Below are 18,045 nucleotides of genomic sequence, written 5' to 3' on the forward strand. Positions count from 1 at the left end.
AAGTGTTTAGTTACTATTTGATGATCACCAACCGGTTGCCCCGCTCCATCCGGTAATGGATGTTAACCTTTGATAGAAAGAATAATATTTTAGAGAAATTAACATCGCGGCCCAGTTCACCCGCAAACCTGGTATCGGGTACGCCGTCCTGGTAAACTACATCTACATCATACCAACGCGAAAGTTGCCGCATGGCCTTATCAAACGGCATATCCTGAAAACTGAATAATCCGTCTTTCCAGGCCAATACCTGGTCTATATTGGCATTTGCTACTTTATTGAGATACAAAGCTCCGGATGGCGAATGGCCGATGTTGGCCTGCTGCCCCGGCGAAAGCCTGTCAGACAAACTGCCCGAACTGATGCTGATGGCTCCCTCGGCTAAGGTGGTTTGGATCACGGGCTCATTAGCATACGCGTTGATATTAAAATGGGTACCCAAAACTTTTACTTCGGTAAGGTCGTTTATTTTTACTTTGAAAGGCATTTTTGCGTTTTTAGCAACCTCAAAATAGGCTTCGCCGGTAATTTCAACCTTACGCTCGTTATTGGTAAATACTGTAGGATAACGAATGCTCGAGGCAGCGTTTAACCAAACATGCGAACCATCCGGAAGGATTAACTGGTACTGGCCACCCTTAGGCGTTGTAATGATATTATAGGCTATAATAGCGGCATTAGCAGTTTCATCACTGGTATAAGTTACCTCCCCGTCGGCAGCTTTGGTGATGGTTACGCCCGCCTGCTTTACTACTGATCCCTTAGGTGCATCGGCTAATGAAATTTGTGCACCGTTGGCCAGTGTAAGTATGGCTTTGTTGCCACCGGGTTTAATAGCGGCTATTTCGGTTGCAGTTAACTCTTTATGTTTGCCCAGGTAAAGGTAGGCACCTGTACTTAGCATAATTAATAGGGCAACGGCGGCGGCTATCCTTGGCCATATCGCCCTGATCACCGGTTTAACATAGGTGCTATCGTGCTCTAATTTATTCCAAACTTTGTCAACCGAGTTTTCAATCAAGTATTCCGATAGTTGAAGATCTTCGTTCGGGCTCCATTGCAAATACCAGTTCTCAAGAAGAGCCGTTTCTTCTGCATTGCAATTACCGGATTCGTATTTTTGAAGGAGTTCTTTTAGTAAAGTTTTATCCATAATCAGGGGATTATTTAACCAATTATATACTAAAGACCCTTAACCTCCACACAACAGGTAGATTTATTTAAAAAAAAATAAAACAAATTGAATTATTGCGCCAAATAAGACTAAAATGAATTAAAATTTGAACAAATACAGCAAGTAAACAACCAAACCCAACCTTATGCGCAAAATTTTTAAAGCATTTGTAATTTGTTTAGACACAGTTTGTTCAGAAATGCCCAATTTTTCGGCAATTTGCTTGTGATTGAGGTTTTGTTGCCGACTCAGGATAAAAACCTCTCGCATTTTTGAAGGCAGACCATCAATTTCCTTTTCAATCAGTTTAGCCAACTCGCTTTCGCGCACTTTATGGTCGGTAATAAAGTTACTCTGATCAATTGAGGTATCAAGCGAAGCCATATATTCCGACTCTATCTTTTTCCGGTTGATCATTTTAAAAATCCGGTTTCTAACGGCAGTGTATAAATATCCGGATAGCTGACTGTTGATATTTAACTCATCGCGCTTATTCCATAAAGTGGCAAATAAATCGTGAATTACGTCTTCTGCCTCCTCCTGGTTATTCAACCTTTTAAAGGCATGCACAAACAAAACACCCTTATATCTATCATATACCTCGGCAAATGCCAGCCGGTTGCCCTGGGTCAGCAAAGCGGCCAGTTCCTGATCGGTATATTCGTTGTATATTGACATTGAGGGGATTGAAAACAAAATTAACAAATAATTAACACGATTGGAAATGTGTTGCGTAAATTGAGCAATACAGATTCTGAATTACCGCCAATCCACCACAAAAACGATGGCAAAAAACTCTCATCAACCAATTTAATTTGGAATTAAATTAACTATATCACAACATACGAATAGTTCAATATTTTATCAATTGCTGCCAGGGTGAGATAGCAAAAGCCACATACAACAAAGCAGATGAAACACCGTAGTGCCATCTGCTTTATTATTAATTTAGCCGCGAAAACCGCTTATAGGATAACCGGTATTATTGCTGCCACCCGCCACCTAAGGCCTTGTACAAATTTACAATAGCCTGTAATTCCTGCAGGCGGTCGTTCACGCCGCTGAGCTGGGCAGCTAATAAACTTTGTTCGGATGTTAAAACATCGGTATAGTTGGTGCTGGAGCTATAACGCAAAAGCTCGTTGGTATAACTCACCGATTTTTCAAGAGCCTGAATCTGTTTTGCACGCAGCTTTTGCTTGCTAACAGCGTTTTCATACGAATATAAAGCATTAGAAACCTCCTGCCCGGCCGTCAGGATGGTTTGCTGGAAGGTATTGAAAGCTTCTTTTTGTTGCGCTTGCGCGATATGGTAGCGTGCCTTATTCTGGCCTTTGTTAAAAATAGGCTGTGTTAAGCCGCCAACCAAATTATAGAAGATGGAATTATCGAAAAGATTCTTCAGTTGTAAGCTGGACAAACCACCACTTGCCGTAATGGTTAAGGTTGGATAAAAATAAGAATGCGCCACGTTGGTATTTTCAAATGCCGACCTGAAAGCAAATTCCGACTCTTGCACATCCGGTCGGTTACGCAACAACTGTGTTGATAAACCAGCGTTTAACTGGCCTGAAGGCACCTGATCGGCAAGTTTATTCCTTTTAATTGGTCCAGGGGTGCGTGCCAGTAAAATACATAAGGCATTCTCGGTTTCGCGGATGCTTTGCTTCAGATCGGGGATAGATACCTCGGCTGAGTAACGGTTGGCCTCGCTTTGTACAACAGCCGCTCCGTTTACAATAGCACCCTCTTTAAGCACTTTCATGGTTTCAACATCCTTTATCCTGTTTTTCACCGTTTCTTCGGTAACCCTAAGTTGCTCGTCTAATGATAGCAGGTTATAATAATCGTTGGCAATATCGGCAATTAACTGCGTTTGCACAGCCCGTTTGGCCGCGTCGCTCTCCAGGTAGTTAGCCAGGGCCTGCCGTTTTAAACTACTGAGCTGCCCCCATATATTAACTTCCCAGCTGGCACTTAGCGAGGCCTGGTAAGTTATGGTATTTAAATTGATACCCGTTCCGGCCGGAAAATTGAGCGCGGCCTGGGATGATTTGGCTTTTGTAGCCTGAATAGTTGCGTCTAACGATGGTAGGTAAGCCGCTTTGCTGGCCCTTAAACTGGCATCCGCTTCGCTTATTTTTAATATAGCGGTTTGCAGGTTGAGGTTATTACTGATCCCTTCCTGAATTAAGCCCTGTAAAGTGGTATCAGAGAAAAGCGAACGCCACGGCAATACAGCAGCAGAGCTTGTATCCCTTGCAGAGCTATCCCGATATAGCCCACCTGCTTTCAGATCGGGACGTTTGTAAACCTGGTTTACCTTGCAGGATGCCAGAACGATCAATCCCGTAAGGCCCAATGTGATATATTGATATTTTCTTGATGTCATGATTTTTTTAGTGTTTAGAGGGTTAATCCTGCACAATTTCAGTATCCGTGTCGTTGGGTTTCCCACTGATCCTTTCCTGTAAGCCCTGGAAAACTACAAACAGTACCGGGATCACAAATACACCGAACACGGTACCGATTAGCATACCGCCTACGGCACCTGTACCAATAGAACGGTTACCTACCGCACCGGCTCCCGAGGCCATCATGAGTGGAACAAGGCCGAGGATAAAGGCGAAAGACGTCATCAATATTGGCCTTAAACGTGCTACGGCACCTTCAATAGCGGCCTCCAGGATACTTAGCCCATGCCGCCTTCGCGCAACGGCGAACTCCACAATCAGAATGGCATTTTTTGCCAGCAAACCGATCAGCATAATCAGGGTGATCTGTAAATAAATGTTGTTCTCTACACCAAATATTTTGGCAAATATAAATGCTCCGGCCAAACCGATAGGCAACGAAAGTAATACCGCGAAGGGCAGAATATAACTCTCGTATTGTGCGCTTAATAAAAAGTAAACAAATACTACGCAAAGAATAAAAATAAATATCGTTTGGCTGCCGCTTGACAATTCTTCGCGGGTTAAGCCCGAATATTCGTAGGTGTAACCTGTTGGCAAAGTTTGCGCAGCCACCTGCTCAATAGCTTTAATGGCATCGCCCGAGCTATAGCCAGGCTTTGGCGAACCCTGTACAGCAATAGATGTAAACAGGTTAAAACGATTAATAGCTTCGGGGCCGTAAACACGTTTAAGCGAAACAAACTCGGATATAGGCGCCATGCCGTTACTGCCATTGCGTACATAAATATTATTAAGACTTTGTGGTGTGCCCCGGTAACTGTTATCGGCCTGTATCATTACCCGGTATTGCTTACCAAACTCGTTAAAGTTTGATGCATATAAGCCGCCATAATAACCTTGCAAGGTACCCAGCACAGTGCTTACCGTTAAACCGGCAGCCTTAGTTTTGGCCACGTTTACATCAACCTGATATTGCGGAAAGTTGATATTGAATGAGGTTGTAGCGTACTGAACTTCGGGGCGCTGGTTTAACGCTGCCAAAAACTTTCCGCTCACCTCGCTAAATTTACTAATCTCGCCGCCGGTTTTATCCTGCAACTGAAACTCAAAGCCGCTGCTATTTCCAAATCCCTGTAAAGTTGGCGGCGCGAAGAAGATGATCTGCGCTGTTTTGATACCCGCCGTCATTCCAAATAGTTTCCCGGTGAGCGAGCTTAAATCCTGCCCTTTTCCGGTACGTTGGTCCCAGGGCTTGAGTTTAACCACAATCATGGCGTACGAGCCACCAGCGCCTGCAATAAAATTTTGGCCGTTGATACGCAAAGTAGACTGTACTTCGGGTAATTTCCTGATGATATCATCTACTTGCTCCGCTATAACAGCCGTCCGCTCTAACGACGCACCTGCCGGTAAACTGATGTTACCAAACAATACGCCCTGATCTTCATTCGGCACAAAACTTGAAGCAGTGGTTTTTAACAGATAATAAAATATACCGGCAAACACCACAATACCTAAACCAGCCAGCCATTTTTTACCGATTAAAAAGTTTACCGATTTTTTGTATTTACCTGTAACTGTTTCAAACGAGGTGTTAAACGCATCATAAAATCGCTGTAAGTAGGTGGTTTTATGGTGTTCGCCTTCGGGATGCGGTTTAAGCAGCAAGGCGCAAAGAGCCGGACTAAGTGTTAACGCATTTACTGCAGAGATGATAATGGCTATAGCCAGCGTTAAACCAAATTGTTTATAAAACACACCTGACGAACCGCTGATAAACGATACCGGCACAAACACAGCGGCCATAACCAGGGTAATGGAAACTATTGCGCCGCTGATATCATTCATGGCGCCGATGGTTGCACCCTTAGCAGATTTGGCACCCGCATCTAATTTAGCATGCACCGCCTCTACCACTACAATGGCATCATCTACCACAATACCAATGGCCAGCACCAGTGCAAACAGGGTAAGCAGGTTAATGGTAAAGCCAAACAGGTTTAAAAAGAAGAAAGTACCCACAATGGCCACCGGTACCGCGATGGCCGGGATCAGTGTGGACCGGAAATCCTGCAAAAAGATGAATACCACAATAAACACCAGGATAAAGGCTTCAATAAGGGTATGGATCACCTTTTCAATAGAGGCATCTAAAAAGTCGTTGGCATTTAATAGCGAGGCATATTTAACGCCCGGAGGGAAAGACTTGGAAGCCCCCTCGATAGTGCTTTCCAGTTGCTTGATCAACTCGTGCGCATTGGAGCCGGCCGTTTGGTTAATAGCGATACCGATAGACGCGTGTCCGTTAGTTTTGCTATCACTTGAGTAGGTTTGCGAACCCAGTTCAACACGTGCCACATCTTTTAAACGTAAAACCTGGCCACTGGTGGTTGAGCGGATAACAATATCATTAAACTCCGTAACCGATTTTAAACGGCCTTTGTATTTGATTGTGTATTGGAATGACTGATTGCTGTTCTCGCCAAATTTACCCGGCGCTGCTTCCACATTTTGATCGGCAAGGGCGTTGTTGATATCATCGGGTATTAAGCCATAGGTAGCCATCACATCCGGTTTCAACCAGATACGCATGGAATAATCGCGCGTACCAAATACGCTGGCATCACCTACGCCGGTAATCCGTTTAATTTGCGGCAGCAGGTTAATGTTGGCATAATTTTGTAAAAAAGTTTGATCGAATGCTTTATTTTCGCTGTATAGCGAAAATATCATTACCATACTGCTTTGCCGCTTGCTGGTGGTAACACCCGATTTGGTTACCTCGGCGGGCAACAGGCTGGTAGCTTTTGATACCCGGTTCTGTACATTTACAGCAGCCAGGTCTGGGTCGGTACCCAGTTTAAAGTAAATAGTGATAGATGCTGAACCGTCGTTACTGGCCGTAGAGGTCATGTAAGTCATGTTTTCCACACCATTAATCTGTTCTTCAAGCGGAACAATTACGCTGTTCATCACCACATCGGCATTGGCACCCTGGTACGAGGTGGATACCTGTACGGTTGGCGGCGCAATTTCGGGATATTGAGAGATGGGCAACGACGTAAGCCCAAGCACTCCGAGTATAACTATGATAACCGATATTACCGTGGATAGTACCGGCCGTTCTATAAATTTGCGTAACATAACATGAGTTTATGTTGAATGATTCAGACAAAGCCATGATGGCCCTTATCCGTGAAAATATTTTTATTATCTATTTCAGGTCCTGGTACACCTTGTCATCTGCCATTGGCTCAGCTTTTATTTTGGCAGCATCTTTTAACGAGCTGTTACCATCGTAAACTACCTTATCGCCAACTTTTAAACCATCGGTTACCACGTAAAACTGCCCGGCCGTTAAATCCATAATTTTCACCTCTACACTTTTTACAGCGTTGGTTTGGTCTACCACATAAACAAAGTGTTTACCCTGCAATTCATAAGATGATCGCTGTGGGATCAGGATGCCGTCTTTAACCTGCTCCGGGATACGCACATTAGCGCTGCTGCCGCTTCTAAGTAAACCCACAGGGTTAGGAAAAGAAGCACGGAAACTCGCCGAGCCGGTTTCGGTATCAATTAAGCCGCTGATGGTTTCAACCCGGCCCTGTTCAGGATAGTTAGTACCATCGGATAGGATCAAAGAAACGGCTGGTGTGTTAGCAATCTTTTCCTTAATTGTTTTCCCTTTAACCGTTCTCGAAAAATCCAGCAATTGCTTTTCGTTTAACGAGAAGTAGGCATAAACCTTGCCGATATTGGAAACCGTGGTTAAAGGATTGGTGGTGGTACTGGTAACCAAACTACCAACTTTATACGGGATGGTGCCTATAACACCGTTAACCGGGCTGGTTATGGTAGTATAACCTAAATTGGTTTTGGCGTTTGCCAGTGAGGTTTTTGCTTGCGCCAATGTTGCCTTTTTAGTTTTTAAAGTAAGCTCATCCGATTCCAGCTCATAATGGCTGATAATATCCTTATCAACCAAAGGCTTGGTTTTATTTACCACTAATTGGGCACTGTTAACATCCGCTTCGGCACTGTTAACGGCAGCGATGGCGCTATTAACATCTTGCTGATATTGCGGAGCATTTATTTTAAACAGTAATTGCCCCTTTTTTACAACCGACCCCTCGTCTACATAAATAGCCTCAACAAAACCATCAACCTTTGGACGGATGTCGATATTTTGCTCGCCTTGTAAAGTGGCAGGGTAATCGTTATTTAAGGTAGCTGTTTGCGCTTTAATGGTAAATACCGGATAAGTTGCCGGTGGTTGCGCCCCGCCGGGCCCAGGTCCGCCCGCCTGATTTTGCGAGCCTCCACAAGAACCCAGGAACAAGATGGCCATACTTGCCCAAACAAGCTTAGCCGGGTTTTTAATTTGAATTAAGTTGCTGTTCATATTGTGTGTTGTTGTTATTGTATTTGTATATTATTGTAAGGTGACTTCATCAACGATTAAGTTTGACATTTATGTCAGTTTTTGATTAAAAAAATTAAACGAAAAGCATTTCCATGATCATCTTTTTCCGTTCGTGCATTAATTTTTCAAACTTGATATCTGTAATTTCGAGCATCTGTTTAAACAAAGGGCGTGTAAGCAAAGGATAGGCTATCAGCGAGAAAAGATTCAGCATAAAATTTACCGGCAGCATTTTTTTAATCTCACCATTCTCGGCCGCCAGCTGTATATCTTCAAAAAATTGCTTTAGTGCCGGCGAAGGTTCCTTTTCGGGCATTACAAATCCGTGAGAATTAATCTCGCTGATCATGAATGATTCCTTGTAAGGGTACTTTGTAAGCTCTGATAAAAAGACGTCGATAAACCTGGCTATCTTTTTTTTAAATGGTAAGGTTGAAAGCAATACTTCGTCTATATTTCTGCGCATATCCTCCATCGCCTCCTTAAATACCTGCTGAAAAAGTACGTCTTTTGAACGGAAGTAATAATTGATCACCGTTCTGGCAACGCCGGCCGCGTCGGCAATATCCTGAGTAGTAGCGTTAAATTTACCCTCCGCAAAAAAAATCCGCTTGGCAGTATCTTTAATTAATTGCTCCGTACCTGTATCTCTGATGGCCATAATTAAACCCTATTGTCTGACATTTTTGTCAGACAAATATAGATCTTACTTTGAGTGTGCATGTCAGAAAAATATCATTTAATGATAAAGGATTTGATACAGTAAGGATGGCCTTGATTCAAATACGGTGTTACATATCCCAAACAAATGATTTTGCAAGCGGTAATTATGGACCATAGATTACGCAATTACCCTCCTACAGAGTTTATCAACCCTATAGCAATCTATTGCAGATGCTTTGACGGGTATAAAGGGGCATACTTAATATAGAGCGCCCTATTGCTCAAAGGTCCCTCTCATTAAATTAGAGGTTTGTAAAATTGTTATAATTTTTCTATTACCTCTATAGGAAGCTTAATGAATTTGGCTATCTGCGTATTGGGGATACCTTCTTTTTTCATTTCAATGGCAACCTTTATGGATTTTTTGTACTCACCCTTTTCGATGCCCTGCTCAATTCCCTTTTCGATACCTTTTTGAATACCTCTTTCCTCTGCCAACTCTTCTGCAAAAGCTATCGAGTTTTCATAGTCCCATTTGGCCTTTAAACTTGAATCGTACATCGCTTTTTCTTCCCTCGTCAGATTAATTCAGCTATCTTGAATACCTGCTAAAAAATCCGTATTGCTTAATACGACCTCGATTTTTTCGCAACTATGGTTGGTTAAAGATTTGATAATTGTTAAAGTTTTTCTACAACCTCAACTGGAAGCTTAGTGAATTTGGCTATCTGCGTATTGGGGATACCTTCTTTCTTCATTTCAATAGCGACCTCTATGGATTTTTTGTACTCGCCTTGTTCAATACCTTCTTTGCGACCTTCTTCACGGCCTTTTTCGATACCTCTTTCCTCTGCCAGCTCTTCTGCAAAAGCTATCGAGTTTTCATAGTCCCATTTGGCTTTTAAACTTGAATCGTACATCGCTTTCTCCTCTTTAGTCAGATTACTTAATTCAGCTATCTTAAACACCTGCTGGAAAACCCGTTTATTTAATACCGCGGGAATCCTTTCCAGGTGGCTCATATTTTTCAGTAAATAGAACCAGCGGTCAAGGTCCGTTTCCAGTTCTCCTTCTGTTTTAACAAAATTAGGTAATTCTAAAAACTTATAACCCAATTTATTGTAAAATATTTCGTGTGTATCGGTATTGGTCAGGGCTATATTATGTAAATACCGGTCAGGGTTGCCATTCTTAAATTTAAACTCCAGTATGGCTATCAGGTATAGTTCGTCCAATTGAATATTCCAGTGGCTCTCGCCTTTGGGCAACTGCTCGTTGATGAGGCGCGAGGTGTAAAATACGGCCCGGTCTTTAAAGTTCCGCTGCTCGGCTTTTTGCATCTCGATGATGAATTTCTCGCCATTTTTTCCCGTGCAATGCAGGTCGAAAAATACTTTCTTGATTTTATCAGTATCGCCAGCGTATTCGGTAGGACTATAAGTTAAATCGGCTATTTCCTTCTGGCCTAAAAACAACTGGTTTAAAAAATCGATCAGTATATCTTTCTGGGGCTCGCTCCCAAATAATCTTTTAAAGCCAAAATCGCTCAGAGGATCAATAAAGCGGCCAATTTTTTGTTCCATGGATATTTTAGTAGTTAGTGCTTAAAAATAATTATTCAGATAGTATTAATGGCAAAAAAAGAAAATTAGCCGCCTAAGTCAAAAAAGCAAAATAAAAGCCGAGCCCTCACCCTGTACCGATTGTACCTGTATATTGCCTTTGTGCAATAACATAATTTGCTTACATAGACTTAAGCCAATGCCGCTGCCGGTTTTGCGGGTACTAAAAAAAGGAATGAATATTTTTTCGATCAATTCCGGCGGCATGCCTAAGCCGTTATCAGCAATTTTAAGTACGGGTTTACCGTTGGGCCTCAGTTCGGCAGATAAAGTGATGCAGGGCGCGGGCTTGTCTTTTACTGCTTCAATGGCGTTTACCAATAAATTAATCAACACCTGGTCTACCAGGTTAATGTCAACTTCTATCATCATCTGTGGATCTCGCAATACAATATCGAGCTCTATATTCTTCTGATCAAGCGTGGGCAACATCAGGCTGCTCAGGTTTTCAAATAAGTCGCGCACCAATATTTTAGTCAGGTCCAGATGAGTGATCTTGTTGAGGCTGCGGTAACTTTCCGTAAATTTAAGCAAGCCCTCGCTCCGGCGTTTAATGGTATCTATCCCCAGCTCCAAATCATCCAGGTCGCCGCTTTTGCTGTTCTCCGCGGCATAATTCTGCAGCCGGTTTTTCAAGGTATCTGCTAAAGATGATATGGGCGCCACCGAGTTCATAATCTCGTGTGTCATTACATTCAGCAGTTTTTGCCAGGCTTTTGATTCCGTTTCGTCAAGGGCTTCACTTACGTTCTGTAAAGCAACCAGGCGATATACCTTATCATCGCTGCGCATTACGCTAACGGTAAGCAATATTTTAATTAATTGTTTATCACGCGTAACGGATATTACCTTACTATTGCCGGGCGTGATGCTCATCACCTCGTTATACAAAGCCTCATCGCGCTTTTGCAACGAATAAATGGTTTTAAGATAAGGGATGCTGAACATCCTTTTAAACGATTCATTCAGCCAACCTATTTCGCCGGTTTCCTGCTCGTAGGATACAATCCCGGTATCTACCAGTTCTAAAACTTTTTGCAGGTATTGGTACTGCGTTTCGCGCTCACGGCTAATCACCTTAAACGTGGTGTTGATATCGTTGAAACCCTTGCGCAGGGGTTTTAACTCAAGCGGTGCACGGCCCACATCAAAGTGCCTCGAAAAATCACGGTATTGTACCGACTCTACAAATTGCTCCACCTCGCGCTGCGCCTTTTTCTGGAAGCGCAAAAAATCAACCAGCACAGCCACAACGAGCGGTATGCTGATGATGAGGTACGGGTACCAGCCCTTTACCAGCAATATACACGTAGCCAGCAGGGTTAAAAACAAGAGCGATACGCGCGATAGGATGCGCCATTCGTAACGTTTAAATATCATATTTACTTAATCTGCGGTACAATGCCGTACGGGTTAAACCAAGTTCTTTGGCGGCGCGGGTTATATTGCCACTGTGTTTTTCAATCACCCTTAAAATGGTTTGTTTTTCAACCATACTCAAGGGCATATCATCCATGGGCTCCGCCACCTCGGCAACCGACTCTATCGAGGAAAATATCAGGTCAGAAGCTCGCATCGTTGCCTCGTCGGCCATAATTACGGCGCGTTCTATAGCATATTGCAGTTCGCGAATATTGCCCGGGTAATTGTATTGGAGCAGCTTTTGTACAGCGCTTTCGTCAAAGCTAACGGCAGGCTTTAGGTACTTGGCAGCATATACTTTGGCAAAATGCCGGGCCAGTATCATCACATCGCCGGCACGCTTGCGCAAGGGCGGCATGGTTACTTCAACGGTATTGATCCGGTAGATCAGATCCTTCCGGAAACGGTTCTCGTTAGCCAGCTCAGTCAAAGGCAAATTGGTAGCGCATATCAGCCTGATATCAATATCGGTAGCCTTATTATTCCCTAAGCGGGTAACCTGCCTGTTTTGTAAAACGGTTAGCAATTTGGCCTGCTGGTGGAGCGATATATTCCCAATTTCGTCCAAAAATAAAGTGCCGCCGTTGGCATCTTCAAATCGGCCCGCACGCTCTTCGCGCGCATCGGTAAAAGCGCCTTTTTTGTGGCCAAATAGTTCGCTCTCAAACAATGAATCTGTTAAGGCGCCCACATCAACCTTAATAAAAGGCTTATTGGCCCGCATAGAGCGCTCGTGTATAGCCTTGGCCATCAAATCCTTACCGGTTCCGTTCTCGCCCAGTATCAGGATATTGGCATCCGTTGGCGCTACCTTATTTACTTTCAGAAAAATATCCTGCATTACCGGCGAGTCTCCCAATATAGATGTGCCCGACGCAGTTTGTTTGGCCGCTGTGGGCTTGGTTGTTTTATTGGCGCCAATTTTATCCAGCAGATCTTTAATGGTATCTATCAGTTTATCGTTGTGCCAGGGCTTAACAATAAAATCTGCAGCCCCCTCTTTTAACGAGCGTACGGCCAGGTCTATATCGCCATAAGCGGTAATCATAATCACACAGGCATCGGGTATCCACTCTTTAATCTTTCGTAACCAGTACAAACCCTCGTTGCCGGTATTAATGGCGCTGGTAAAGTTCATATCCAGCAGGATCAGGTCCGGGCGGCTTTTTTTGAGTAGCCAGTTTAGGTTTTCAGGGTTTTTCTCGGTTACCACTTCCTGTGCCTCGGTTTTCAACAATAACTTAACCGCGGTAAGCACATCGGTATCATCATCAACAATTAAAATATTCGCTTTTTTTAATAACATGAGCCAGGTAAATATAAAACAGCTTGTAAGTTTAATTAACAATTAAAGAGTCGCAAATCACCAAGACAAAACCAGCACTTCTATTAGGATATGGGCAGGTAATCGCCAACCACCAATTTTTCCGGTTTTACCTTTAGTTTAAATCTGCAGGGTGTTTAAATATATAAATTTTGTGCAGATGTATCCTTATCGGTCAAAAACCTGTCCAAAGGCTAAACCATTCAAAACCAATATCTATCCAAAAAAAACTGTATCATAACCGCACACCCGCTGTTACAAAAGCGAACGCCATTTTCAATAAACCCACCATATCTAACTGATAAACAGTATTTTATTTTATGGCATGTGTTTTTGTATATTGGTATCAAATCAACATATAAAAAAATATCCGTGGACAGAGTTATAGAGAAAAAAAGGTGGAACAATAAGCGTATACTAACCATCGGTGGTATTACAGCCCTTGTAATTTTAATTGGCGGCAGCTATTACTTAACCTCGGGCAAAAGCAAGCTGAATGTTGAAACAGAGCGCATCACCATCAGCGCCATTTCTAAAGGCCCGTTCCAGGTAACTATCCCGGTAAACGGTATTGTTTTGCCTATCACCACCATCTACCTGGATGCCGTTGAGGGTGGCCGGGTTGAGAAGCTTTTTGTGGAGGATGGCACCACCATGAAAAAGGGCGACCCGATACTGCAACTATCCAACACCGACCTGGAACTGAGCTTAGCCACGCAAGAAACCTCGGTGTTTAATTTATTAACCCAAATGCAAATTTCGCGCAATGCGGCCCAGCAAAATACCATATCCAAGCTGAACCAAATGGCCGATGTGGATAATGCTTATAACGAAGCCGAACGGGTATATAAGCTGGATAAGCACCTGTATGAGCAAAAAGCTGTCGGTATGCAGGAATTTAAACAGGCGCAAATTGCCTACGACTATCAGCTGAAACGCAAAAAACTGACGGCTCAGATTTTAAAACAGGATTCGGTTTCTACCCGCCAGGAGTTGGAGCAGGCCAAACAATCGTTTGAGCGTACGCAAAACGCACTGGCCGTAATGCGTAAAAAGGTTGGCGACCTGGTAGTACGCGCCCCGGTTGACGGACAGTTAACATCGATGGATGCCGAAGTTGGGCAGAATAAAAACAAAGGCGAACACTTAGGCCAGTTGGATGTATTATCGGGCTATAAAGTAAGGGTTGATGTGGATGAGCATTATATATCGCAAATATATACCGGTTTAACGGGCACGTTCAGCCTTGCCGATAAAAATTATACGCTAAAAATTAAAAAGGTTTACACACAGGTAACAGGCGGCAAATTCCAGGTAGATATGCAGTTTGCAGGGCCGGTACCAGCCGGAATACGTAAAGGGCAAACCTTACAGATATTACTGGCCCTGAGCGACGAAAGCCAGCAGGTACTATTGCCCAAGGGCGGCTTTTACCAGCAAACAGGTGGCAACTGGATATTTAAGCTGGCCGAAGATGGTAAAACCGCGTATAAGGTTGATATACAGCTTGGCCGCCAGAACACCGATTACTACGAAGTAATGCAGGGCCTTAAACCTGGCGACAAGGTAGTAACATCCAGCTACGAAAGTTATGGGGATATGCAGGAACTGGTATTGAAAAAATAGTTCTGCCGTATGCAGGTTAATTAAAAAGAAAAGATAACAATATACATCAAAAATATTCCGGATGTAACCGGGAACAACTCAGGAGGCTCAAATGATAAAAATTACAAATCTGGAAAAATTTTACCGCACGGAAGAAGTGGAAACCATTGCTTTAAACAAGCTATCGATCGATATTAAAGAGGGCGAGTTTGTGGCTATCATGGGGCCGTCGGGCTGTGGTAAATCAACCTTGTTAAACATTTTGGGATTGCTTGACGATCCGGATGGCGGCAGCTACCTGTTTAACGGTATCGAGGTGGCGCACTTTAACGAGCGCAAACGCGCCGACCTGCGCAAGCATAACATTGGCTTTGTTTTCCAGAGCTTTAACCTGATTGATGAGTTGACCGTTTTTGAAAACGTTGAGCTGCCGCTGATCTACACCAACGTTCCTGCATCTGAACGGGTGGGCCGGGTTGAAAAGGTGTTGGATAAGATGCAGATTATGCACCGTCGCAACCACTACCCGCAGCAACTATCGGGCGGACAGCAGCAGCGTGTGGCCGTAGCCCGTGCCGTAGTGAATAACCCGAAGCTGATACTGGCAGATGAGCCCACCGGTAACCTGGATTCGAGCAATGGCAACGAGGTAATGGAACTGTTAACCGACCTGAATGAACAGGGTACTACCATTATCATGGTGACCCACTCCGAGCACGATGCCCGTTACAGTCACCGCATTATCCGCTTGCTGGACGGGCAAACAGTGATGGAAAATATTATGATCTGAACTGCAAGCAACCGCCGCGAGCCTTTTAAAGAGAAAGTTAATAAATAGTTATAGTTAATTAATGAGCGTCCTCCCCTTCCGGTAAAACGGAAGGGTTATGGATGATCAACAAAGCCATGATCAGGAATTACATCAAAACAGCTTACCGGAGCCTCAAAAAAAACAAGGGCTTTACAGCGCTCAACGTGCTTGGGCTTGCACTGGGTTTAACCGCTTTTTTGCTGATAGTTTTATATGTGGTTGATGAGTTGAGCTACGACCGTTACAATACTAATGCTGATAGGATATACCGTGTAAATGAAGACCTTAAACTGGGTAATAATACCGTACAATATGCTGTATGCATGCCACCATTGGCCCAAACCTTAAAAGCGGATTTTCCGGATATTGAGAATGTAGTCCGGTTAAAAAAAGCTGATAGTTTCCGCATCAAAAAAAACGGACAAACCATTTTGGAAGATAATGTGATTTATGCTGACCCATCTATTTTTGACGTTTTTACTTTGCCTATAATAAGCGGCAATGCCCACACCGCCTTAAAGGAGCCCAACAGTATTGTATTGACCGAAAGCAGCGCTAAAAAGTATTTTAACGGCATAAACGCCGTAGGCCAAACGCTCACGTTTAACGACGACAAAACATATAAAGTAACAGCGGTTATCCATGATATTCCTAAGCAATCGCACTTTAAAGCTGATTTTTTGATTTCGATGTCGAGCTTTGCGGATGCGCAGACTTTGCAATGGCTCAGGAGTAATTACAATACGTACGTGCTATTTAAAAAAGGTGCCGACCTGCAGAAACTGCAAGCTGCTTTCCCGGCATTTTTGCGCAAGTACAGTACATCCGAATTAGAAAAAGCGCTGCACTTAAATTACGAGCAGTTTGAAAAAAGCGGAAGCTACTTCAGGCTTAACCTCATTAAATTAACCGGTATCCATTTAAGCCCATCCCTGTCAGGAGAGCTGGATAAAAATGGCAACATCCAATACGTTTACATTTTTTCTATCATTGCCTTGTTTACATTGCTCATTGCCTGTGTAAATTTCATGAATCTATCTACCGCGCGTTCATCAAGCCGTGCGCGCGAGGTTGGCGTACGTAAAGTATTAGGTTCATCGCGCCAACATCTGATCGCGCAATTTTTAACCGAGTCTGTTATGGTAACCCTGGTGGCGGCAGTTATTGCCTGCGGTGCGGCCATTATACTTCTGCCAGCATTTAATAACCTGGCCCGGAAAGAGATCGCAGTTACCACCCAAACCATTACCTGGATGCTGCCTGCCTTGCTGGGCATAGTTTTGTTTATAGGTGTACTGGCTGGTTCGTACCCGGCATTTTTCCTTTCGGGATTTCAGCCCGTACAGGTGTTGAAGGGTAAATTCTCTACAGGTTTTAAAGGTAGCTGGCTGCGCAATCTGCTGGTTGTTTTTCAGTTTTTTGTATCCATTGTACTCATCATCGGCACCATCATCGTTTACAACCAGCTCAACTATATCCAAAATCGCGATCTGGGTTATAACCGTAACCAGGTTATGGTGGTTAAAAAACCTTTTGTACTGGGTAAACAAGCCGGTGTGTTTAAACAGATGGTTAAACAATTACCCGGTGTTATTAATGCCACCACCAGCGGATTTTTGCCTACATCAACCAACAGAAACACCTCCATTTTTTATAAAGAAGCTACTCAGGATCAAAAGAACGCCATCTTCCCGCAGGTATGGTACGTAGATAACGATTACATTAACACGCTTGGGATGAAGATAGTTGGCGGCCGTGATTTTTCGGCGCAGTTAACTACCGATTCGATGGCGGTTATTCTAAACGAAACCGCTGTGAAGTTTTTAGGCTATCACGATCCTGTGGGCAAGATATTATATAAGTCGGAAGTTGACGCGCAAAACATTACCCATCTTTTACAGTACCACGTGGTTGGCGTGGTCAAGGATTTCAACTTTACCTCGCTGCATGAAGGTATTAAACCCGTTACCATGATATTGGGCCGCGACGATGGCAATTTAGCCATCCGTTTTAACGCGGCAAGTTTACCTGTGCTTTTACCGCAGATCGAAGCAATTTGGAACAAGCTTTCGCCGGGCAATTTCGAATACTCATTCATGAATGCCGACTTCGAGTACACCTATCGTGCAGAGCAGCGTACCGGGCTCATCTTTATGATATTCGCCATACTGGCTATCGTAATTGCCTGCCTGGGTTTGTTCGGGCTGGCAGCTTATGCCGCCGAGCAACGCACCAAAGAGATAGGCATCCGTAAAGTATTGGGTGCGGGTGTCTACACCATTGTAGCTATGCTGTCCAAAAATTTTGTTAAGCTGGTGTTGGTTTCCATTGTGATAGCCACACCCGTTGCCTGGTTTATGATGCAAGGCTGGCTGCTCGATTTTGCTTATCGCATCAGCATACAATGGTGGGTATTTGTGGCGGCAGGCTTTATAGCTTTATTTATCGCTGTGATCACCATTAGCTTTCAATCGGTGCGGGCGGCAGTTGCTAACCCGGTGAGGAGTTTAAGAAGCGAGTAGGGGTATTAGAAGCAAGAGGTAAGATGCAGGAGACACGAGACAACCGGAGTTAAGGTTTA

The 18,045-nt window shown here is 43.7% G+C and carries 12 protein-coding genes and 1 pseudogene; 3 read left to right on the forward strand and 10 right to left on the reverse strand.

Going from position 1 to position 18,045, the window contains the following annotated elements; translation table 11 throughout:
* Nucleotides 1-13: 13 nt before the first annotated feature.
* From MUCPA_RS10620 to MUCPA_RS10665, 10 genes and pseudogenes are all read right to left on the reverse strand, one after another.
* Entirely contained in the window at nucleotides 14-1,153 is a 1,140-nt protein-coding gene (locus MUCPA_RS10620; protein ID WP_008506331.1) for a FecR family protein, read from the reverse strand.
* 120 nt (nucleotides 1,154-1,273) lie between these two features.
* Nucleotides 1,274-1,852, reverse strand: coding sequence for an RNA polymerase sigma factor (locus MUCPA_RS10625; protein ID WP_008506332.1), 579 nt, complete (start codon nucleotides 1,850-1,852; stop codon nucleotides 1,274-1,276).
* A 304-nt stretch (nucleotides 1,853-2,156) separates the two neighbouring features.
* Nucleotides 2,157-3,566, reverse strand: a complete 1,410-nt coding sequence (locus MUCPA_RS10630; protein WP_008506333.1) for an efflux transporter outer membrane subunit — start codon at nucleotides 3,564-3,566, stop codon at nucleotides 2,157-2,159.
* 22 nt (nucleotides 3,567-3,588) lie between these two features.
* Entirely contained in the window at nucleotides 3,589-6,735 is a 3,147-nt protein-coding gene (locus MUCPA_RS10635; protein ID WP_008506334.1) for an efflux RND transporter permease subunit, read from the reverse strand.
* A gap of 70 nt (nucleotides 6,736-6,805) precedes the next feature.
* Nucleotides 6,806-7,996, reverse strand: a complete 1,191-nt coding sequence (locus tag MUCPA_RS10640; RefSeq protein WP_008506335.1) for an efflux RND transporter periplasmic adaptor subunit — start codon at nucleotides 7,994-7,996, stop codon at nucleotides 6,806-6,808.
* Nucleotides 7,997-8,090: 94 nt separating this feature from the next.
* Nucleotides 8,091-8,678 (reverse strand): TetR/AcrR family transcriptional regulator, encoded by a 588-nt coding sequence (locus tag MUCPA_RS10645; protein ID WP_008506336.1) that lies wholly within the window; start codon nucleotides 8,676-8,678, stop codon nucleotides 8,091-8,093.
* Nucleotides 8,679-9,001: 323 nt separating this feature from the next.
* Nucleotides 9,002-9,265, reverse strand: a pseudogene (locus MUCPA_RS10650) (Rpn family recombination-promoting nuclease/putative transposase); the annotation flags it as partial.
* 95 nt (nucleotides 9,266-9,360) lie between these two features.
* The gene (locus MUCPA_RS10655) at nucleotides 9,361-10,263 is read right to left on the reverse strand and encodes an Rpn family recombination-promoting nuclease/putative transposase (protein ID WP_008506338.1); all 903 of its coding nucleotides are present in this window, start codon (nucleotides 10,261-10,263) and stop codon (nucleotides 9,361-9,363) included.
* Between the two features lie 78 nt (nucleotides 10,264-10,341).
* Entirely contained in the window at nucleotides 10,342-11,682 is a 1,341-nt protein-coding gene (locus tag MUCPA_RS10660) for a sensor histidine kinase (protein WP_008506340.1), read from the reverse strand.
* On the reverse strand, nucleotides 11,672-13,030 hold the full coding sequence (locus MUCPA_RS10665; protein ID WP_008506341.1) for a sigma-54-dependent transcriptional regulator: 1,359 nt from the start codon (nucleotides 13,028-13,030) through the stop codon (nucleotides 11,672-11,674). The genes MUCPA_RS10660 and MUCPA_RS10665 overlap by 11 nt, the downstream gene beginning before the upstream one ends.
* Before the next feature lie 390 nt (nucleotides 13,031-13,420).
* Between MUCPA_RS10665 and MUCPA_RS10670 the strand changes: the two genes are divergently transcribed.
* The 3 genes from MUCPA_RS10670 to MUCPA_RS10680 all read left to right on the forward strand — a co-directional run bounded on the left by MUCPA_RS10670 (nucleotide 13,421) and on the right by MUCPA_RS10680 (nucleotide 17,986).
* Nucleotides 13,421-14,674 (forward strand): efflux RND transporter periplasmic adaptor subunit, encoded by a 1,254-nt coding sequence (locus MUCPA_RS10670; protein WP_008506344.1) that lies wholly within the window; start codon nucleotides 13,421-13,423, stop codon nucleotides 14,672-14,674.
* Between the two features lie 91 nt (nucleotides 14,675-14,765).
* The gene (locus MUCPA_RS10675) at nucleotides 14,766-15,443 is read left to right on the forward strand and encodes an ABC transporter ATP-binding protein (RefSeq protein WP_008506346.1); all 678 of its coding nucleotides are present in this window, start codon (nucleotides 14,766-14,768) and stop codon (nucleotides 15,441-15,443) included.
* Nucleotides 15,444-15,544: 101 nt separating this feature from the next.
* Complete coding sequence (locus MUCPA_RS10680; RefSeq protein WP_008506347.1) at nucleotides 15,545-17,986, forward strand: ABC transporter permease; 2,442 nt, start codon at nucleotides 15,545-15,547, stop codon at nucleotides 17,984-17,986.
* Nucleotides 17,987-18,045 lie beyond the last annotated feature (59 nt).

The organism is Mucilaginibacter paludis DSM 18603 (genome assembly GCF_000166195.2).
Taxonomy (GTDB): Bacteria; Bacteroidota; Bacteroidia; order Sphingobacteriales; family Sphingobacteriaceae; genus Mucilaginibacter; species Mucilaginibacter paludis.